This window comes from Nocardiopsis sp. FR4, assembly GCF_009830945.1.
Taxonomy (GTDB): domain Bacteria; phylum Actinomycetota; class Actinomycetes; order Streptosporangiales; family Streptosporangiaceae; genus Nocardiopsis.
Genome location: NZ_VWVV01000016.1, coordinates 33740 through 52980, shown reverse-complemented (window position 1 = coordinate 52980; position 19241 = coordinate 33740). Strand labels below are relative to the sequence as shown.

The 19241-nt window shown below is 67.6% G+C and carries 12 protein-coding genes; 2 read left to right on the top strand and 10 right to left on the bottom strand.

The annotated features are described in order from the left end of the window. Positions 1 to 8: 8 nt before the first annotated feature. From FYW95_RS16430 to FYW95_RS16415, 4 genes are all read right to left on the bottom strand, one after another. Complete coding sequence (locus FYW95_RS16430) at positions 9 to 2000, bottom strand: hypothetical protein (RefSeq protein ID WP_160050522.1); 1992 nt, start codon at positions 1998 to 2000, stop codon at positions 9 to 11. Between the two features lie 129 nt (positions 2001 to 2129). Then, positions 2130 to 3515, bottom strand: coding sequence for a hypothetical protein (locus FYW95_RS16425; RefSeq protein WP_160050521.1), 1386 nt, complete (start codon positions 3513 to 3515; stop codon positions 2130 to 2132). A gap of 121 nt (positions 3516 to 3636) precedes the next feature. Next, on the bottom strand, positions 3637 to 3996 hold the full coding sequence (locus FYW95_RS16420) for a hypothetical protein (protein ID WP_160050520.1): 360 nt from the start codon (positions 3994 to 3996) through the stop codon (positions 3637 to 3639). 113 nt (positions 3997 to 4109) lie between these two features. Further along, the gene (locus FYW95_RS16415; RefSeq protein WP_160050519.1) at positions 4110 to 4682 is read right to left on the bottom strand and encodes an ATP-binding protein; all 573 of its coding nucleotides are present in this window, start codon (positions 4680 to 4682) and stop codon (positions 4110 to 4112) included. 232 nt (positions 4683 to 4914) lie between these two features. Between FYW95_RS16415 and FYW95_RS16410 the strand changes: the two genes are divergently transcribed. Continuing rightward, a complete protein-coding gene (locus FYW95_RS16410; RefSeq protein ID WP_160050518.1) occupies positions 4915 to 5769 on the top strand; it encodes a helix-turn-helix domain-containing protein in 855 nt (284 codons plus the stop codon). Positions 5770 to 5786: 17 nt separating this feature from the next. Next, entirely contained in the window at positions 5787 to 6014 is a 228-nt protein-coding gene (locus FYW95_RS16405; RefSeq protein ID WP_160050549.1) for a DUF397 domain-containing protein, read from the top strand. Between the two features lie 108 nt (positions 6015 to 6122). On the opposite strand, the gene FYW95_RS16400 is transcribed toward FYW95_RS16405, so the two are convergent. The 6 genes from FYW95_RS16400 to FYW95_RS16375 all read right to left on the bottom strand — a co-directional run bounded on the left by FYW95_RS16400 (position 6123) and on the right by FYW95_RS16375 (position 19193). Beyond that, positions 6123 to 8885: a HelD family protein gene (locus FYW95_RS16400; RefSeq protein WP_160050517.1), complete on the bottom strand. Its 2763-nt coding sequence runs from the start codon at positions 8883 to 8885 to the stop codon at positions 6123 to 6125. After that, the gene (locus tag FYW95_RS16395; protein ID WP_160050516.1) at positions 8882 to 11020 is read right to left on the bottom strand and encodes a UvrD-helicase domain-containing protein; all 2139 of its coding nucleotides are present in this window, start codon (positions 11018 to 11020) and stop codon (positions 8882 to 8884) included. Before FYW95_RS16395 ends, FYW95_RS16400 begins: the two co-directional genes overlap by 4 nt. Before the next feature lie 73 nt (positions 11021 to 11093). Next, positions 11094 to 12668 carry a serine/threonine-protein kinase gene (locus tag FYW95_RS16390; protein WP_160050515.1) on the bottom strand — a complete coding sequence of 525 codons (1575 nt, stop codon included), beginning with the start codon at positions 12666 to 12668 and terminating at the stop codon, positions 11094 to 11096. A gap of 146 nt (positions 12669 to 12814) precedes the next feature. Further along, positions 12815 to 15997 (bottom strand): type I restriction endonuclease subunit R, encoded by a 3183-nt coding sequence (locus tag FYW95_RS16385; protein ID WP_160050514.1) that lies wholly within the window; start codon positions 15995 to 15997, stop codon positions 12815 to 12817. Then, positions 15994 to 17193 carry a restriction endonuclease subunit S gene (locus tag FYW95_RS16380; protein WP_160050513.1) on the bottom strand — a complete coding sequence of 400 codons (1200 nt, stop codon included), beginning with the start codon at positions 17191 to 17193 and terminating at the stop codon, positions 15994 to 15996. Before FYW95_RS16380 ends, FYW95_RS16385 begins: the two co-directional genes overlap by 4 nt. Next, positions 17190 to 19193: a type I restriction-modification system subunit M gene (locus tag FYW95_RS16375; protein WP_160050512.1), complete on the bottom strand. Its 2004-nt coding sequence runs from the start codon at positions 19191 to 19193 to the stop codon at positions 17190 to 17192. Before FYW95_RS16375 ends, FYW95_RS16380 begins: the two co-directional genes overlap by 4 nt. Positions 19194 to 19241 lie beyond the last annotated feature (48 nt).

Sequence of the window (19241 nt, the reverse complement as noted above, 5' to 3'; positions counted from 1 at the left end):
CGCGGCCCTCAGCCCGCGGCGGCGGAACCGCGCGCCCCGTACAGCCGCGCCTGGAGAGCGTGGACAGCGCTGTTCCTGAAGTCGACACCGTTGCGCTCGCACCAGAGGACGATCATCCGGCCCGCGGTGACGGTGCGCCTGTTCTTCCTCTCCTCGCTCAGGAGCCCGTCTCCTCCGTTCACCGCCCTCACCAGGACGTTGGCCACGTCCTCAAACCTGGACGCGTCCTCAAGGACACAGGAGACCCAGGTACCGACCGCGTCCTGTGCCAGGGCCTCGTCCCCCTGGTCGAGGACCGTCCCCCACATGTCCGCGACACGGTCGGCGGCCCGGTCCCCGTCTCCGTACGTCCTCAGCCACACGAGCATCTCGGGTGCACCGTCCTCGGACCCGGCCAGGGCACGGACGAGGAAGCGGAACGCGACCTGTCTGCGTCTGGCCGGGACTCCTTCGTGGCACCACCCGTCCAGAACCGCCTCGACGACGTCGAACCATCGTTCCGCTTCCCCCGCCAGCGTCTCCACAGCGTCGAGCGCGGCCTGACGCGCTCTCTCCGACTCGGCCTGGGCGAGCCATTTCAGGCGGACCAGCGCGGACACGGGGTTGCTCAGGCCATAGAGGGCGCACACGCGCGCGACCGCCACCGCCTGGTGATCGGACGAGGGCTTCTTGGCGATGTCGTAGAGGCGTCTGCGTATCGCCCGCCCGAAGTCCGGCGACTCGGCGACCGTGGCGGCGAAGTCCACCGCTGCCTGCCTGGTCCTGCCGTCCTGCGTCCAGTGGTCGAAGAAGGTGACCGTCAGGGCCTGGTCCCCGCGCAACAGCGCCAGGCGCTCACAGGCCCGCCATATCTGAGCGGCGAGCTGCGGACTCCCCTCCGCGATCAGGTCACCCGTCCAGGTGACCAGATGGCCCCGGAGGCGCGGAAGTTGCTCCCAGACGTATTCCAGTACCGCGTCCGCGTACTCCGGTCGGGTGAAGCACACACCGCGATCCCGGGTGCGGCGTGCCCCCACGACTTCCAGGGAGGGGTCCACTCCCAGGCCCGAGAGCCCTCCCACGTCCCCGGGCCGGACATCCAGGATCCGGGCCAGCGCGTCGGCGGCGGTGAACACCTCGGACGCTTCCCGCCCCTCCAGCATCGCCGTGGTGATCAGGACGATCCGGTCCCAGGCCGCCGCCGTGTCCCCGCGGTGCTCGGCGAACCACCCGTCCAACTCGCCGCGCCAGTCACCGTAGGCGCTGAGCGCGTTGCGGGTCCACGTCTCCGTGCAGGTCCTGGAGTCCGTCGGTCGGGACTGGTAGGCGATGCGCGCCAGGCGCACGGCGTCGGCGGGAGCGGCGTCCCGCATCTTGTCCTGGACGGCCCCCCAAGTGGTCCACACCCTCTGCTCACTCGCCCCCAGCAGGTATTCCAGATGCCCGGCGAGCACGGTGATGCCCGGCGGCCTGCGGACACGGAACACGGGGACCTCGTGCAGCTCGCCGAGGAGCTGTCCGGGCCGGGCGAGGACGGTCAGCGCCGCCCCGGCCGCGGCCGCCCTGACTCCGAGGGCACGCAGTTCGGTGACGACCGGCTCTTCGATTCGGGGGAGTGCGGAGAGGTCGACCAGATACCCGTTTCCCGGTACGGGCATGGTGCGGGCCAGCCGCATCCGGGGTTTCTCGTCCAGGGGGATCGAATGGACACGCAGCCCGCGTGATGTGTGCAGGGCGATGGCCGTGGTCTCCCTGCCGTTCCCGGGCTCTCCTTCCAGAACGCCCCGTCCCTGGTCGTCGAACACTTTCCGGAACCGCTGATAGGCCTCCGGTTCGGCTGGGGAGAATGTGGCGGCGAGGTACTTCTGATATTCCCCGAGCACCGCTTCGGTCTCGGTGTGCACCATGTCGCCGAGGTGGATCGAGATATGCCCGTGCATGTTCCCGATCTGCACCAACTTGAGGATCTGGCCCAGGTTGACGAAGGTGTTGTCCACCGCGCCGGTGATCTGGTCCGCCATTCCCCTCCCGGCTCTCTACGAAGAAGCGAAAAGCAGCACGGGCACCAGTTCTACACCAGGAGAAGGAGCCCTCAGCCAACTCGCGGCCCCTTCTCCTGGCCAGATCCGGCCAGTGCGTAGACCCCGTGCTCAGAACAGGGGTTCGGTTCCGTGCCCGGTTCGGGGGGACCGGCGCCTGCGACGGCTTCCCCGGGAACGGTTGCGCGCCTGCCGCTGGGCGGCCGTCTCGTTTCCCCTCTCCACCGCGACGACGACGCCCCGGCCCGACCCGGCCCTTTCGGTGACGAGCTTGTCCAGGTCCTCCACACTGGTCCCCACCGTCCCCACCAGCCCTGTCTTGACCAGCTCGATGAACTCGGTGTTGGCCAGGTAGCGGGGCACGGTGTCGTATCCGAGGAGCGTGCCCCCGCGGGGTCCCCTGGTACGGGGATCGTCCAGGAGCAACCGTATGTAGGAGACGGGCAGGTACAGGCCCCTGGTCGGGGCCAGGCTGGTGCTGTCGTCCTCGGGGGTCCACTGGGCGAGCTTGACGAAACAGGGATCGCTGCTCAGACGCCAGTCCTCGGGGGAGGCGGGATCAGTACTGAGAGCGGCCAGTGCTTCCAGTTTGTTCATCTGCTCGCGCAGTCGGGCATCGACCCAGATGTTCCGCTCCCCCAGGGGAAGGCGTTTGTACTGGACGAAGACGAAGCTGCGCGTGTTGTGGTGGTAGTAGATCAGGTCCGTGCCGAGCCGCCCCTCCACGGGTGTGGCGTTGACGTTGGTGATCTCCAGCGTGCGCCTGCCGTCGGTGAGTACCTCGATGTCGTGGCGGCGGAGGTGCCCCAGGCTCGCGCCCCACTCCAGGGGCGGGTGCGCGTCCCGATCGATCAGGCCCTGTTCGGTCGGCTCCCGGACGAGTCCGGCCAGGTAGGGGGCGTTGGCGTCGGCGGGACGCCTCCAGTTTTCCAGCGACGCGCTGGGGAAACCCGCGATCCGTGTGGAGACGCGCATGGCGTCGCGCTCCTCCATCCGGAAGCGGTCCTCAGGCCTGTCCTCCTCCAGTTGGTCGCGTTCCAGGGCGGCGCCGAGGTATTCGAGTATCGCGTCCAACCAGTCGGACATCCCGCGCAGCGCCGAGAGTACGGCCTCCCCGTCCTCCCTGGCCATGGGGTAGACGCCCTTTTCGGTGGCGGTCCACAACCGGTCGGCGAGATCACCGTCGAGTTTCTGTTGCAGGGTGAGCAACGGCAGGAGTTCGCGCACGTCCCGGAGAACGTCCACCTTGATCCGTTTGCCGACGGTGGCGACCTTCTCTCCTTGGGGATCCAGAATGACGCCCAGCTTCTCCAGGTAAACGCCTGGGGGAACGGCCTCGTCCCCCTCCTCGTAGCGCACGAAGACGAGGGCGATGTTCCCCTTGGGGTAGGGGGCGGGAAGCCCGGGGGGAATCGTGTGCGTGAAATACTCGTCCAGGTCGAGAGCGCCTCTGCTCTCCCGCCGCGATGAGGAAGTCAGGGTGAAGACGTAGATCACCTGGAAACCCTAGCCGCCGCCCTGGAACCCCGTTCCACCGGCTTCCGCAACCGTTCCTTCTTCTTGATGGCCTACGCCCGGGGTGGAGGGCGGCCACCCGTTCCACCCCGGGTGGTGTGGATCAGCCTCCGAAGGTGACCAGGTCGGGTGCCGGATCCAGCAGGAGGAGCACGTCTCCGGGTTCGGGCGCCTCGCTCAGACCGGTGGAGGAGGCCACCCAGTAGGAGAGCGTGGCCTCGCCGAACCAGATGAGCAGGTGGGGGTTGTACCGTTGGAGGTCGGCGGCGCGGGCGTGCTCGCGGGCGAACTCGGCGCGGTGCCCGCCCAGACGGGGCAGGCGTTCGGCCCGGAGCCTGCGGCAGGAGGGGTGCTCGCAGCGGGGGCAGTAGGGCCCGACCAGGGGGCGGCGCCGGGGCAGCGGTGGAGGCACGCGGTACAGCGGGTCGCTGGAAGGTCGGGGGTCGGGGATAGGATGCGTCACTGATCCTGCTTTCTTACATCTCGCAGTGTGGAATTCAGGGATTGGTGGGCCCGGGAAGAGCGCGGCAACGCTCTCCTGGGCCCGTTTCACGTTCGCGGTGTGATGCGTGTCGGCTACGGCTGGGTGTTCCAGCGGCTTCCGGCCAGGTCGTAGGCCAGGAAGAACCACACCTGGCGGTGGTCGGGGATGCCGTTGTCCCCCCAGTCGGTAGCCAGGGCGTCGATCATGGCCAGCCCACGCCCGGACTCGGCGGACAGGTCCAGCCCGTTCGGGTTGGGCCGCAGGTGCGAGCGCTGACCGAAGTCCACCGTCTTCCCGTCCCGGGCGCCCTGGTCGCGGCAGGTCAGGCGCAGCCCGGTGCGGGTGCGCTGACAGGTGAGGGTGTAGACCCCGAAAGGCTGACCCGACTTGGAGTGGCGCAGGGCGTTGCTGGCCAGTTCGCTGCCCAGCAGGGTGAACAGGTAGCGGTAGTCCTCCTCGCGTGTGGCGGCGCAGGTGTCCAGGAACGCGCGGACCAGGGGCAGGTACTGGACCGAGCCCGCGAAGTCGTAGCGGCGCACCCGGTAGGGGGCGCGGTCGGTGGTCCCGGTGAAGTAGTGGCGGCACCGGGGCGGCACCAACTCACCCAAGGGGACGGTGACCTCGGGCAGCGGGGGCATCGGAGGCCTGGGGGCGGTTGCGAGCATGGCGAACAGACTCCTTCACAGGTGGGAGTTGAACGGGTGGTTCGGCGTGCCCGCAGGCATGGGACCTTCGCGTTTCCCCGGCAGGAGGAAGGGGCACGGCGTAGCCTGACCAGCAGAGACTCTGCGTGAGATGCCAGTCACTGTCTACACTTCAACCATGACAAGAAATTCCACTCAGGTCAACTAGTGCTAGAGAATTCCACTGACAAGCTTTCCCCGCTAGGCTGAGCGCATGGCCGCTCCCTACAGCCCCAGCGTTCGTCGCCGACGCCTGTCAGCCGAGCTCAAGCGTCTCCGGACTGAATCTGGGATGACCCTCGTCGAAGCCGCCAAACGCGCTGGGATGGGCAAGTCCAACCTGAGCAAGATCGAACAGGCGGAGTCCAAGACGGTCCCCGCTCCGACCTTGAACAAGCTTCTGGATCTCTATGAGGTGCGCGACTCCACCGTCCGGAGAGCCATGCATGAGCTCTCTAAGCTGGCTGGACAAAAGGGGTGGTGGTCCTCTTACAAGGACGTCATGCCTCAGATCCTGGCTGACTTCGAAGCTGAGGCATGTGCCATCCGTACCTTCGAGCCCCAGCTAGTTCCTGGTCTTCTCCAGACTCCCGCATACGCCGATGCGGTCTTTCGAGCCAACCGGGTACGCGACGACGCTGAGATCTCTCAGCGTGTGGCGGCTCGGATGGCTCGACAGACGATCTTGAATCGAGTCGATCCACCAACGTACCTGGCGATCATTGACGAGGCAGCCCTGCATCGCACGGTGGGGTCACCCGCCGTAATGCGTGAGCAACTGCGTCATCTAACGCATCTGGCCGCACGCCACAACATCGACATCTATGTCCTGCCGTTCTCAGCAGGAGCCCACACATCGACCGAGGGAAGCTACCTCATCATGGACTTCCCCGACCCCCGAGATTCGAGCATCGTCTACCTAGAGGGACCCGCCACTACCATGTATTTGGAGGAAGACCACCAAATCAGGGCGTTCAACGCCATGTTTGGCAGCACCCAGAGTTGTTCTATGACTCCGGTGCAGACTTTGGAAACCCTTAAGCACCTGATCCAGGATCTAGAAGAGTGAGCACAGTGGCTGATCAGATGATGTGGTGCACCAGCAGCTACAGCGGTGTCAACGGGGACTGCGTAGAGATCGCTCACGCCCTCAACTTTCGCAAAAGTAGCTATACCGGTGTAAACAACAACTGCGTCGAGGTCGCCGACCTGCCTGGCGGCGCAGCCGTCCGGGACTCCAAGAACCCGGCCAAGGGCCACCTCCCCTTCCCCGCCGCCGAGTGGGAAGCCTTCCTCTCCGCAGCTCTGAGATAGCCCGGACCCGCGAACGGTTGCTGCCCGGCAGAGGAAGGGACTCCTCCACCGGGCAGTGTCTGTTCACCGGCACCAGGGGCAGCACAACGCCCCGAGACAACCGCTACGTCAGCCCTCGGTTCCGGCTTCTTCCCGCTCCGGGCCGAAGACCCGGCTCACGTCCGGCCCCTGCCACCTACGGTCCGCACGCCAGACGACATAGACACCGAACATCTCGCAGAGCACCTCCACCGCCCACCCCTCCACGGGCTCCCGAGGCAGGACCAGGCAGATCCGGTCGATCTCCTCGGGGCAGACGTGAGCGGCCTCCCTGGCCCTCAGCACACCCTGCCGCATCCCCGCGTAGGTGTGGCCGTCCTTTCCGAGGACCTGGAACAGGGACCTTCCCTCCGGCCCTGACGAGAGCACGTCGACCAGGTCATCATGCCGGGGGCGCTGTCCGCACTCGTAGAGTTCGGCCATGAGGGCGTGCCACAGGCGTTGACCCTCCTCGTCCTCCCTCGCGCCCTCGGCGGCCCGCTCGACGAACGCCCGCAGTCCCACCCCCGCGGCCGCTGTCTGGACCGTGTCGGCGGTTTCCCTTTCCTCGGGAAGCGTTTCCGGTGACTCCACCGTTCCCGCCTTAGGAACCGTGCCCGAAGAACCTCCGTCCGCCGAGGTATCCCCATCCTGCTCACCACCGCCCAGCTCGGGCGGAAGCGGCCGGGCGTGGACGACGGACAGCGACTGGGTATAGCGGGTCAGGGCCACGTACAGGCGTCCCATGCCAGCAGGGCCCTCCCCTACGATCGCGGCGGGCTCGACCACCACCACATGGTCGAACTCCAGGCCGTTGACCTCCGAGGCGCTCAGCACCCGCACCAGCCGCGCGTTCTTCCCCTTGGCCGCGACGGCCTCCGCGATCTCCTCGGCCCCCACGAAGATGTCCACGTCCTCGGGGATGATGACGGCGATCGAGCGCTGGCCGTCCGTGGCGGCCTCCAATTCCCACAGGCGGCGTTCGAGCTCGTCGAGCAGCGTGCCCGTGTCCGCGCGGCGCAGGGTCAGCGCGTTCCCCTCACGTTCGCGGATCGAGCGGGGAACCTCCGTGCCGGGGGCGTGGCGGCGGGCGACGGAAGCGGCGAACTCCATGACCTGGCGGGGCACGCGGTATCCCACCAGGAGTTCGGCGGTGTGCCACTGCCCCGTACCCAGTGAACGGGCGAAGTCGCCCCAGTTGGCGTACCTGTGCGGACCCGTCGCCTGCGCCAGGTCGCCGAGGACGGTCATGGACCCGTCGGGGCACCGCTGGGCCAGGGAGCGCACCTGCATGGGGGTCAGGTCCTGGGCCTCGTCCAGAACGATGTGCCGGTATACACGGGGTCGCTCACCGCGCACCAGGAACCGCAGTTCCTCCAGACAGACCCGGTCCTCCTGCGTCCAGACCACCTTGGTCCGGGGTTTGTTCAGCAGATGACGTTGTTCCTCCTCACTGAACAGGTCCTCGGCCGCCCTCGCCAGGACGTCCCGGTCCCCGAACAGCCGCCGGAGGATCCGTTCCTCGTCCGTCAGCGGCCACAGCGCGTTGACCAGCGCGCTGACGCGGGGATGCTGTTCCACCCAAGCCCGGAGGCGACTGTCGACGACGATCTCCTCCTTGACCGCGCCCTCCTCCTGCCCTTCTTCCTGTTCCTTCCCGCGGGCCTTACGCTCTTCCTCGCTCAGAAAGCGGACGACGCGGGCGGCCAGACCGTTGAGCAGTGGCTCCAGGAACTGGTCGCGCTGGTCACGCAGGGATCCGGGGCGGGTGAGGGCATCCTCCAGGTACCGGTCCAGGTCCGCGCGCTCGACCTCGGCGCTCATACCTCCACCGGTGATGGTGAAAGCGCCGTACTCGACGAAGTCCTCCAGCCGTTCGGGCCGGGCGACGCCCTCGACGGCCCTGCGGAGCAGTTCGGCCATCCGTAGGTCGGATTTGATCCTGGCCCGGGGCCCGGTGTCCTGGGGCGCCGTCCCCGTGCCCCACATCCGGGAGAGCTCCATGGTGCGTACGCCCCGGCTGCCCAGCGCGGGGAGCACCGTGCTGACGAAGTCGAGGAACTCCTGGTGCGGACCCACGACGAGGACGTCCTCCGCCTCCCACCCCCTGTTGTCCAGCAGCCAGGTGACCCGGTGCAGGCCAACGGCGGTCTTACCGGTTCCCGGACCTCCCTGGACCATCAGGACACCCGGGCGGCCGTCGGCGACCAGGTCGAGTTGCTCCCGCTGGATGGTCTCGACGATGTCGCGCATACGCCCGTCGCGGGCCTGTTCGAGCTCCTGGACGAGGAAGGGGTCGAAGGCTTCTCCTCCCGCACTGGCGGGGACCGGCTGGAGCGGGGAGTCCGCGGGTCCGCGCACGTCCGCGAGGCCGGGGGCCGGGAGGAGGTGGATCTCGTCGTGGAAGTCGCGGACGCGCTGACGGTCGCAGTGCAGGACACCCCGGAGCCGCACCTCCCCCGGGTCACTCTGCCGAGCCTGCCGCCAGCGGACGGCGGCCTCCGCGGTCCAGGAGATGACGACGCGTTCCCGTTGCTCGTCGACCACGTTCCGGCGCCCGATGTAGAAGCTCTCCCCGTCACCTCCGTCACCGGTCACCGTGTCGACGCGCATGATCACGAGGGGCTTGTCCGCGAGGTCGTCGTAGGCCTCCAGCCTCTTCCGGTGCTGTCGGAGCAGCTCGGCGCTGTCCTTGGCGTTGGCGCCGCCGGGGTCGAGGACCATCTTCTCCGTCTCGGCCCTCATCCGCTCCAGGCACACGTAGGCGTGGTCGACGGCCTCCTGTTCCCGGGCGATGACGGCTTCCCGCGTGACGGTCTCGCGACCGTGTTCGGGCCTCGTCGTGGCACTCATGCGATACCCGCTTCCACCAGGAAGGGGCTCGGCCTGCCGTGCCAGGACACGTGCAGGTGGTCGCGTGCCCGGGTGCAGACCACGAAGAGCAGACACCTCTCCGCCATCAGGTCGGTCGCGTGCTGGATCTCGTCCACCCGCGCGTCGGTGATCGCCTTGGGGTTGGGTACGACCCCCTCGGAGACCCCCACCGCCGCGACGCACCGGAACTCCAGCCCCTTGAGCGAGTGCATCGTGGCCACGCGCACACCCGGGGTGTCGTCGTCGGACCCGCGCAGTTCACACGCCTCGATCCCGGCACCGGTGAGCGCGGACACCGTGTCGCCGACCGCCCACCTGAACCGCGCGGCGACCGCCACCGAGGACGGCTCCACACCCGCGTCCAGCCACTCGCGTACCCGCTTCACGAGGGCGTCCCACTCCTCCCCCGGGGTGGTGGCGGCGTGAGTGGTCGGCCTGGGTCCCTGGAGCGCCGACCGGTACCCGGCGAGGGACTCGGTGCCGCCGTCGGCCAGGGCCTCCACCTCCTCCCCCTCCAGCAGCGGCCGGGACCAGGTGAGGATCTGCTGGGTGCTGCGGTAGTTGCGGCGAAGCCGCTGGGAGCGCCCCACCACGTTGATGCCCAGGGCCTTGAGGGAGACCTTGGCGTCGTAGATGCGCTGGTGGGGGTCCCCGGCGATGAACAGGTCGTCGGGCGCGGGTGCCACGGCCGCGCGCAGCAGCCGCCACTGCGCCGGGTGCAGGTCCTGGGCCTCGTCCACCACCACGTGCCGGAAGCGCGGCCCGCGCTCCTCCAGGAGCCGGGCGGCCTGGTCGCAGCCCCGCAGGTGGGTTTGGACCCCGTCGGCGTCCAGGCCCTCGGTGAAGGCGGTCAGGGCCCTCCACACCCGCTCGCGCTGGGGGGCGGCCAGCCGGTTGCCGCGTCCCCTGCGGTCGGCCTTCTGATACTCCTCCAGGGTGTCCAGGCGCTGGGCGAGGACGACGTGGCGGTACTCCTGTTGGAGGAACTCCGCGCTCCACTCCAGCCCCTGTTCGCCGACGATCCGCCGCCAGCGGTCGAGTTCCTGGAGGTCGTTGACGAAACGGGGCGCGCGCCCGCCGGCGGCCTCGGTCAGCACCTGGCTCGTCTGGGCGTTGACGGTGGTGATGTCGAGCCGCTCCAGCCGACCCGGATCATCCACGAGTTGGCGGATGCCCGTCCTCAGCGCCGAGGCGAGGGTGTTGGTGAAGGTGGTGAACAGGATGCGCTCACCGGGGCGCAGGTAGGTCAGCAGGTGCTTGACCCGGTGCATGGCCACCACGGTCTTGCCCGTGCCGGGGCCGCCGGTGACCTGGTAGCTGCCGGGGTAGCTGGCCTTGTAGGCAATCCTGCGCTGTGCGGGGTGCAGGAAGGTCCGCCAGGCGGCGAAGGGCTGGGAGAGGATCTCCTCCAGCTCGTCCAGGCCGGAGACCAGCCTGACCCGGGTGGGGGTGTTGCGGATGGCGGTGTCCAGGTCGCCGCCGACCGCGCCGGAGGGCCGGTGGGCGACGACGTCCCGCCAGATCTCCTCCACGGAGAAGCCCGCGGCCAGGTACTGCAGGACCTCGGCCTGGTCCTCGGGCAGGAAGGGGACGATGTCGGCGAGGTCGTCGGCGTCCACGGCCGTACGTGCGGCGCGCAGCACCTTCTCGGTGACGCCCAGGGTCGTCAGCTCCCCGTCGGACACCTTCGCGAACAGCCGCTGTTCCGGGGCGGTCGGGGCGGCCCGCTCCTCCAGGTCGGGGGTGGCCCGTTCCAGGGCCTCGGCGTTCCAGATCTCCACCGCGCCGGTGAGCTGGTTGACACCCGCGTCCTGCTTGTTGGCCCAGTCGTAGGCGGCGTCGTGTGCCAGGACCTTCAGCAGGAGGTAGCTGTCACCGCTTTCGGGGGCGAGCACGACCCCGCGGTAGAAGTTGTCCACCTTGAAGGTGAAGATGCTCCGGTTGCGGCGGCCCTGGGGCGGTTTGAAGTTGAGTCCCTTGTCGGCCTTGAGCTCGGCGTGGGTGAGAAGGCTGAACTTCTCCATGGCGAGCCGGATGTTCTTGCGGGCCGACGGGGGGAGCTCGTCGTACTCCCCGCTCGCGAAGAACTGTTTTCCCAGAGCGAGTTGCGGCATGGGGGTGGGGTTCTCCTTCTGTGGCTCAAGGAACGGGGGAGACGGGTGCGCGGCGTGTCGGGCGCCCCGCGGGTCATCGGTGTCTGAGCCGGTGGAGGATCTCCTGGATCTGCCGGGTCTCGGGGTCGTCGGGACCGTACACCGCCTCCAGGTCGGCGTGGAGGGCGGTGAGTTCGGCGGCGGCGCGGTGGGCGTCTCCCGACCACAGCCGCCACATGCCGATGTCGCGGCGCAGCTCCAACGCGATGTCGGAGCGCTCCCCGATGGAGTCGCGGACCCGGTCCAGGAGCGCTTCGGCGTCGCGCAGGGCCTGGGTGGTCTGGCCGAGTTGGGCCAGGCAGTAGGCGGCCTGTTGGCGGCAGACGATCGCCCTTTCCTCGGTGGGTCCGCCCTGGCGCTCCAGGATCTCGGCGAGCGCGGTGAACTCGGGCAGGGCCCGCCGGAAGTCGCCGCCCAGGCCCAGTGCGTTGACGCGCAGCAGGCGCAGTTCGACGACCTTCGCCGACTCCTCGCCCAGGGCGGCCGCCGCCGGTTCGAGGATTTCGTCCAGGACCGCCGCCGCCTGGGCGAAGCGGTCCTCGGCCAGGAGCGCCGAGGCGTGGGCGTCGGCCTCCTCCAACGCACCGGGTTCGAGCCCGGGAACGACCGGGGGCCCGGAGGGAGGACCGACCCTGGTCGGTGCGACGCCCGTCTCCGGAGGGGTGGGCGGCCGGGGGGCCATGGGACGCCGGTAGGGGCGGGTGGGGTCGGGCAGTGCTCCCGGCGGCCGGGGCCTCTCCGGGGTGGCGAGGTCGGCGGGGGGAAGGTGCGGGGCGAGGCGGTCGTGGACCTCCTGCGCGGAGGCGGGACGGGCCTCGGAGCTCTTGGCCAGCAGGTCCGCGAGGAGGGCGTCCAGGTCGGCGGGCAGGTCGGGGCGCAGTGCGGAGGCGGGTCGGGGGGTGGTCTGCACGTGGGCGACCTGGAGTTGGAAGGCGGTGAGTCCGGCGGGGAAGACGGGCTGCCCGGTCAGCAGCTCGTACAGGACGCAGCCGAGCGAGTAGAGGTCGCTGCCGGGGGTGGCTCCCAGTCCCTTGACCTGTTCGGGCGGCATGTAGGCGAAGGTTCCCAGTTGGGAGCCGGTGACGGTGAGGCGGGTCAGATCGGTGCGCAGGACGGCGGCGACGCCGAAGTCCAGGACCTTCACGGAGCCGTCCTCGGCCACCATGATGTTGCCGGGCTTGAGGTCGCGGTGGATGACCGGGACCGCGTGCGCCTGCGCGAGCACGGCGCACACCTGGGCGGCGACGGAGGCCGCGGCCGGGACCTCCAGGGGAGCCCGTTCGTTGATGAGGTCGGACAGGGGGATGCCCCTGACGAACTGCATCACCAGGTAGAGCAGGCCCTTGTCCCGGTCGATGGCGGCGTCGTAGACGGCGGGCACCCCGGGGTGCTCGATCCGGGCGGTGATGCGGGCCTCACGCCGGAAGCGCTCGGCCAGTTCACCGTACTCGTCGGGTCGGGCGACCAGGTCGGGGCGGATGACCTTGACCGCCACCGGACGGTCCAGGACCGTGTCGTAACCCTGCCATACCTGTCCCATTCCGCCGGTGCTGATGGCGCTGGTGATGTCGTACCGGTCGGCGATCCGCCGCGGGGGCCCGGGCACCATGCCCTCCATCCGGGGTCGACGCGGACGGTGGTGCGGGGCCACCGGCCACAGGGGGGTTGTACGCGTGCGTCGTGGGTGATCCTACGGCCACGGGGAGCGGGATGGGGCGCCGCTCGGGCCTCCGTTCCACCCGAGCGGCCGTGCCCTCAGGCCGCCGTGGAGCCGTGCTCCCGGCGAATGAGCCGGTAGGCGGCCCTCCGCATGGCGCGGTTGATCGAGTTCTTGAAGTCGGCGTCACCGAAGTAACGGTTGGTGAACTCGATGCCGCTCTCGTAGCGTTCCGCGATCGCCTCCTCCATGGGCTCGTCGAACACGTGCTGGAAGGCGTTCTCGTCGCTGTTGAGGGCGGCGAGTTTGACCTTGGGGTTCTGGACGACGCTCTGGAGACGCTCCTCCAGCATGAGCCGGTCCGCCTCGCTGAGGTTGCGGCCGAAGTGCTCGTTGAAGAGCTCGATGAGCTCGGAGAGCAGCTCCTTCCTGGGATCGGCGGCGCCCGCGGCCCCGTCGGAGAAGCCGGGAAGCTCCTGGTCGCCCTCCGGGGACAGCCCGAGGTCGTGCTTTCCGGTCGCGAAGAGCCGGAAGTGGCTCAGGCTGACCTTGCCGATGTCGACCCCGCCGTCCCGCCGGGCGGGCAGGGCCCGGAGCAGGAAGCGGCCGTACAGGTACAGGCGCTCCAGCTCCGTGTCCGGGTAGCTCATGATCTGGGCGAGGAAGGCGTACTTGGTGACGTAGTCGTTGAGCTCGGTCCGGAAGGTGTCGGCGTCGGCGCGGTCGTCCTCGTCCTCGGCGGTGGCCAGCGTCGTGTAGCGCTCCACCGCGGGATTGAGGTGGCGCAGGAGGTCGGGGTGGTTCCTGAGCTGTTCGTCGGTGGGCTGCGGGCCGTCCGTGACGTCGAGATAGGCCTTGGCGAAGCCCTCCAGCTCGGCCTCCACCAGGATGTTCGCCCCGTGCATCAGCCGGTGCTTGGCCCTGTGCAGCCGGTCGGGGTCGGCCTCGACGGTGACCGCCTGCTCGTAGAAGGGCTTGAACTGCTCCTTGACGTCCTCGGCCCGGTTGACGAAGTCGAGGACGAACAGGTCGCTCTGGCTCTTGCGCGGGTGGGTGCGGTTGAGCCGGGACAGGGTCTGCACGGCGGCCACGCCCTTGAGGGGTTTGACCACGAACATGGTGGTCAACAGCGGCTGGTCGAACCCGGTCTGGTACTTCTCGGCGACGATCAGCAGCCGGTACTCGCGGTTGCCGCTACGGGCGCCGGAGTACCGGTCGTCGGCGGCGGTATAGGCGAAGCGCTGTGGGAGCTCGCCCTCGGGGAAGCCGTTGACGTCGGCCTCGGTGACGCCCGGGTCGTCCTTGGTGAGTTTGAGGGCCCCGGAGAAGGCGACGAGGACCCCCGGGTCCGGGGCGCCGCTGTCCTCCAGGTAGCTGACGGTCGCCCGGTACAGGCGCAGCGCGGCCTCGCGGGAGCGGGTGACGACCATGGCCTTGGCCCGGCCGTCCATCTGGCCGCGGGTGACCCGGTTGAAGTTCTCGACGATCACCTCGGCGTGCTGGGCCAGCGAGGACTCGTGCAGGAAGGCGAAGCGGGCGAGTTCGGACCGGGCCTTGTCCGCGTCCACCTCGCGGTCCTCGGCGTTGAGGTTGGCCAGCTTGTACTGGGCGCCGTACGTGAGGTAGTTGCGCAGCGGGTCGAGGATGAAGCCCTCGTCGATGGCCTGGCGCATCGAGTAGACGTGGAAGGGCTCGTACTTGCCGGTGGCCCGGTTGCGGCGACCGAACAGGTTGAGGGTCTTGTGCTTGGGGGTGGCGGTGAACGCGAAGTAGGACAGGTTCGCGCTGCGGCCCCGGTAGGCGGCCGACTCGCGCAGGGCCTCCTCGGTGGACTGCTCCGCCTGCCCCTCCTGCTCGCTGTCGGGTTCGTCGTCGTCCGCGTCCAGGCCCAGGTCCCGGAGGGCCTTCTTGACGTCCTTGGCGGCCTCTCCGCTCTGGGAGGAGTGCGCCTCGTCGACGACGATCGCGAACCGGTGGCCCTTGATCTCGACGGGCTCCTTCTTGAGGTAGTCGAGGAGGGCGGGGAAGGTCTGGAGGGTGACCACAAGGATGCGCTTGGTGGAGGTGGACAGCGCCTCGGCCAGTTGGGCGGACTTGGAGCCGCCCTTGCCGCCGATCTTTCCGACCAGCCCCTCCACCTGGGAGAAGTCGCCGACGGTGTCCTGGAGTTGGCGGTCCAGGACGGAGCGGTCGGTGATGATGATGGTCTTGTCGAAGACCCGTTCGTTGGGCTTGAGGCCCTTCTCCACGGCGGCGGGGTCCAGGTGGGAGGGGTCTTCGGAGGTGTGTAGGGAGGCGAGTCGGTGGGAGAGCCAGGCGATCGTGTTGGACTTGCCCGACCCGGCCGAGTGCATGACGAGGTAGTTGTTACCCGCCCCGTGGCGGGCGGCGTGGTCGACGAGGGTGCGCACCGCGTGCCACTGGTGGAAGCGGGGGAAGATGACGCTCTGGCGCTTGCGGCCCCTGGAGTCCTTGTCCCGCTTGACGTGGACGAAGCGTTCGAGGAGGTCGAGCCAGTTGTCGATCTGCCAGACCTGTTCCCACAGGTAGGAGGTCCGGTAGCCGGTTGCCCCCGTCGCGAGCGGGGGGTTGCCCGCGCCGCCGGTGCGGCCGGGGCCCTCGGAGCCGGTGTTGAACGGCAGGAAGACGGTGTCGGGACCCGCGAGGCGGGTGGTGAGGAAGACCAGGTCGGGGTCAACGGCGAAATGGACCAGGGTGCGCCGCGCGAAGAGCGTTTCGAGGGGGTCGCGGTCGTGGGCGTACTGGCGTTTGGCGTCGTTGACGTCCTGCCCGGTGAGGGGGTTCTTGAGTTCGGCGGTGGCGACGGGCAGGCCGTTGACGAACAGGACCAGGTCCAGGGACTTGCCCCGGTCGCCGTCCTTGGTGGCGTAGTGCAGCTGGCGGGTGACGCTGAGCCGGTTCCGCCGGTAGTTGTCCAGGGCGTTCTCGACGATGGTGTGCGAGGGCCGGAAGTGGGCGAGTTTGAAGCGCACCCCTTCGACGGTGACGCCCTTGCGCAGGACGTGGAGGGTGCCCTGCTCGTCGATCCGCTTGGCGAGGGTCTTGGTGAAGGTGGTCTGGGCGGCTTCCGTGCCGCCGCAGCGCGCGGCGAGCTCCTCGAACTCGTCCCCCTGGGTGGCCCCGAGGAACTCGGTGAGCTGGGCGGTGTCCAACCCCAGTTCGGCGTGGTAGTCAGCGGGGGTCCCCTGTCGCCAGCCGTTTGAGAGCAGGGAGGCGACGATGTTGTCCTCGAAGGTTCTCTCGTCGTAGACGGGGCTCACGAAACATCAGCTCCTCGCGCGGTGGTGACGTCGATCTGACCGGTGACAGCGGCGGTGATCAGGGCACGCTTACGCTCTTCCAGAAGCTGGATCTGTCGGTCGGCGAGTTCTCGCAACCGGTCAGTGAACACACGACTCTCTTCGAACCTGGCTGCGGCCCTCGCCTGCTCATCGAGCGGAGCCGCCGGGATCGGCCATGCCTTGATCTCCTCGGACTTGAGATTGACCATCGACTGGGAAGTCCCATGCGAAGCCATCGCACACATTCCCCGAATACGACTTCCACCAGCAGCGAAGGCAAGGAAGCGAGGGTCGATATTCCCCGACGTTTTCACTCGAAAGATCTTGTCAGAAATAAGAAGCTTCTCGCGCACCCTGGGGACGAGAGCGACCGACCCAACCAAGGAAGGAGTGTTAGCCCGAGTGACCAACAAATCCCCCTCCTTAACTTCATACCGCGACATACTTGCGTCGCCCTCTGGGTAGTGCTTGTTTTCCTCTTCAGTAAAGACGCCGAGCTTAACAGAACTAACCTTAAGCACTCCCCATTCACCCTCAGACGCAGGATAATTGTCACACAGCGGACTGAATCCTTGCTCCATGCCAACAATGGAGCGCCTGAGTAGACGATCACCAAATTTTTCAGAGAGCTTGACTATTTCCATGTCAATCAAGGCTCGATGCCTCTGACGAGCAAGAACAGAAACTTCCCTTCTTTTCCAACCAGCAGCCTCTACGAGACCCACTTCAGCATCAAGGAAGTCAGCTATACGCCGCTGCTCCCCAAGCCCCATGGCGGGAACTTCTATAGCGCCAACCTGTTCAGCAGTCACTGCCGAATACGTTGAACCAGTGGCAACAGAATTCAAAATTTCACTCTGTCCATTAAGCCACCACCAAAGATACCTTTGGTCAACAGACTCTGCGCGAATTGCACAAACTCCACGACCTACTGCATAACGGCGATCAGCAATATTTACAGCACCAACAGGAGCCCTCACTGAAAGTAGAATATCGCCAGTATCACAGTACTTACTGGCAAGGTTGCATTCAAATTTTGGCTTCGGATTCTCAGGGCCAAATTCAGCATTCCCCTGAAGAAATGGAATGCCAGCAGTGAGTGGTGTTACATCCTCAGACTTCGGAGATTGCCCCGCAATAATACGAGCAACCCTTTTAAGGGGAACTTTATTCACTTGGTCGCCTCTCCCAGGAGTCGCTGGATCTCGCCCTCAAGCTGCTTGAGCTCGGCATCGATCTCCTCCAACGGCCGGGGAGGCGTGTACACGTAGAAGTACCGCGTGAAGGGGATCTCGTAGCCGATCCTCGTCTTCGAGTGATCCACCCAGGCGTCCGCGACGTGCGGCAGGACCTCCCGCTCCATGTAGGCCTCGATGTCCTCGCCCAGCGGGATGTTCTCGAAGTCGCGCAGTTCTGGGTCCGGCTCCGGCTCGCCCTTCTTCCTCTGAACCTCGCCCTCGGGGTCGCGCACCGACACCACGGACCAGACCGCCTTCATCACGGCCGTGGGCGGTTTGCTCACGCCCGCCTCCGCCAACGCCACCTGGATCCGGTCGGCGAACTCGGTCTTCTTGAAGGAGGGTCCGACACCGACCAGCGACCGGAGCGTCTCCACCAGCTCGGCCTTCTGCTCGTACTTGGCGGTGGCCCTGCCCTTGTCCAGCACGGCGCTCAGCTCGGCCAGGGCGTCCTCGGTGACCTCGAAGCGCAGCTTCAACGGGCGCTCCACGGTGATGCGCTGGTACCCGAAGTCCTCGTTGGCGAAGACCTTCACCTTGCCGTGCAGGGGGTGCTCGGGGTCGGCGGCCACGCCCTGCGCGTCCAGGTACAGCCGAGACAGCTCACCGATCTGCTCGTCGGTGATGTACTTGCGCTTGTCGCCCAGGGACTTGCGCATCTTGGCCCAGTGCTCCCGGGCGTCGACGAGCATGACCTTGCCCTTGTGGGCGCTGTCCTTGCGGTTGGTGAGGATCCAGAAGTAGGTGGATATCCCCGTGTTGTAGAACAGCTGGTCGGGCAGGGCGACGATCGCCTCCAGCCAGTCGTTCTCCAGGATCCACCGGCGGATCTCCGACTCACCGGACCCCGCTCCCCCGGTGAACAGCGGGGATCCGTTGAAGACGATCGCCAGGCGGCTGCCGGGCTTCTCGATGTTCCCCGGCTCGTAGGGCTTCATCTTCGAGATCATGTGCTGGAGGAACAACAGCGAACCGTCGTTGATCCGGGGCAGCCCGGCCTCGAAGCGACCCAGCCTGCCGAGCTGGTGCTCGGCCTCCACGTCGTCCTTGACCTTCTTCCACTCCACCCCGAACGGCGGGTTGGCGAGCATGTAGTCGAACGTGCTCCCCCGGTGCTGGTCGTTGTTGAAGGAGTTGCCGAACTTGATGTTCTTGGGGTTCTGGCCCTTGATCATCAGGTCGGACCGGCTGATCGCCCACGACTCACCGTTGAGCTCCTGGCCGGACATCGCGACGGTGGCGTCCGGGTTGAGGCCGAGGATGTAGTCGTGCACCTCGGTGAGCATGCCGCCGGTGCCGCACGCCGGGTCCAGGACCTCGCGGACGACCCCGGGGCCGCGCAGGCTGTCCTTGTCCGGGGCGAGGAGGAGCTCGGTCATGAGCCGGATGACCTCGCGGGGGGTGAAGTGCTCACCGGCGGTCTCGTTGGAGATCTCGGAGAAGCGGCGGATGAGCTCCTCGAAGACGTAGCCCATCTGCATGTTGGAGACCCGCTCCGGCCCCAGGTCCAGGTCCGCGAACCTGCCCACCACCTGGTACAGCAGGCCCGCCTCGTCGAGCCGCCGGATCTGCGCGAGGAAGTCGTACTTCTCCAGCACCTCGCGGGCGTTCTCGGAGAAGGCGTTGACGAAGTGCGTGAGGTTGTTGGCCGCCTGGGAGGCGTCGTCGGCGATGCGCTTCAGCGTCAGCGGACTGGTGTTGTAGAAGCTGTGGCCCGACGCCCGGAGCACGAAGGTGTCGTGCACGGGCTTGCCCCTGAACTTCTCGTGCGCCTCCCGGACCGCCTGCTTGGTCGGCTCCAGGACGCAGTCCAGCCGACGCAGCACGACGAACGGCAGGATCACCTTGCCGTACTCGGACTGCTTGTAGTCACCGCGGAGCAGGTCCGCGACGGACCAGATGAAGTTGGCCAGCTCCTGGTGGGTACTCGAGTTCACCGGGGTCCTTCCGAAAAGGGGTATGCGAGTGTGGGGGCGCCGGGGTGT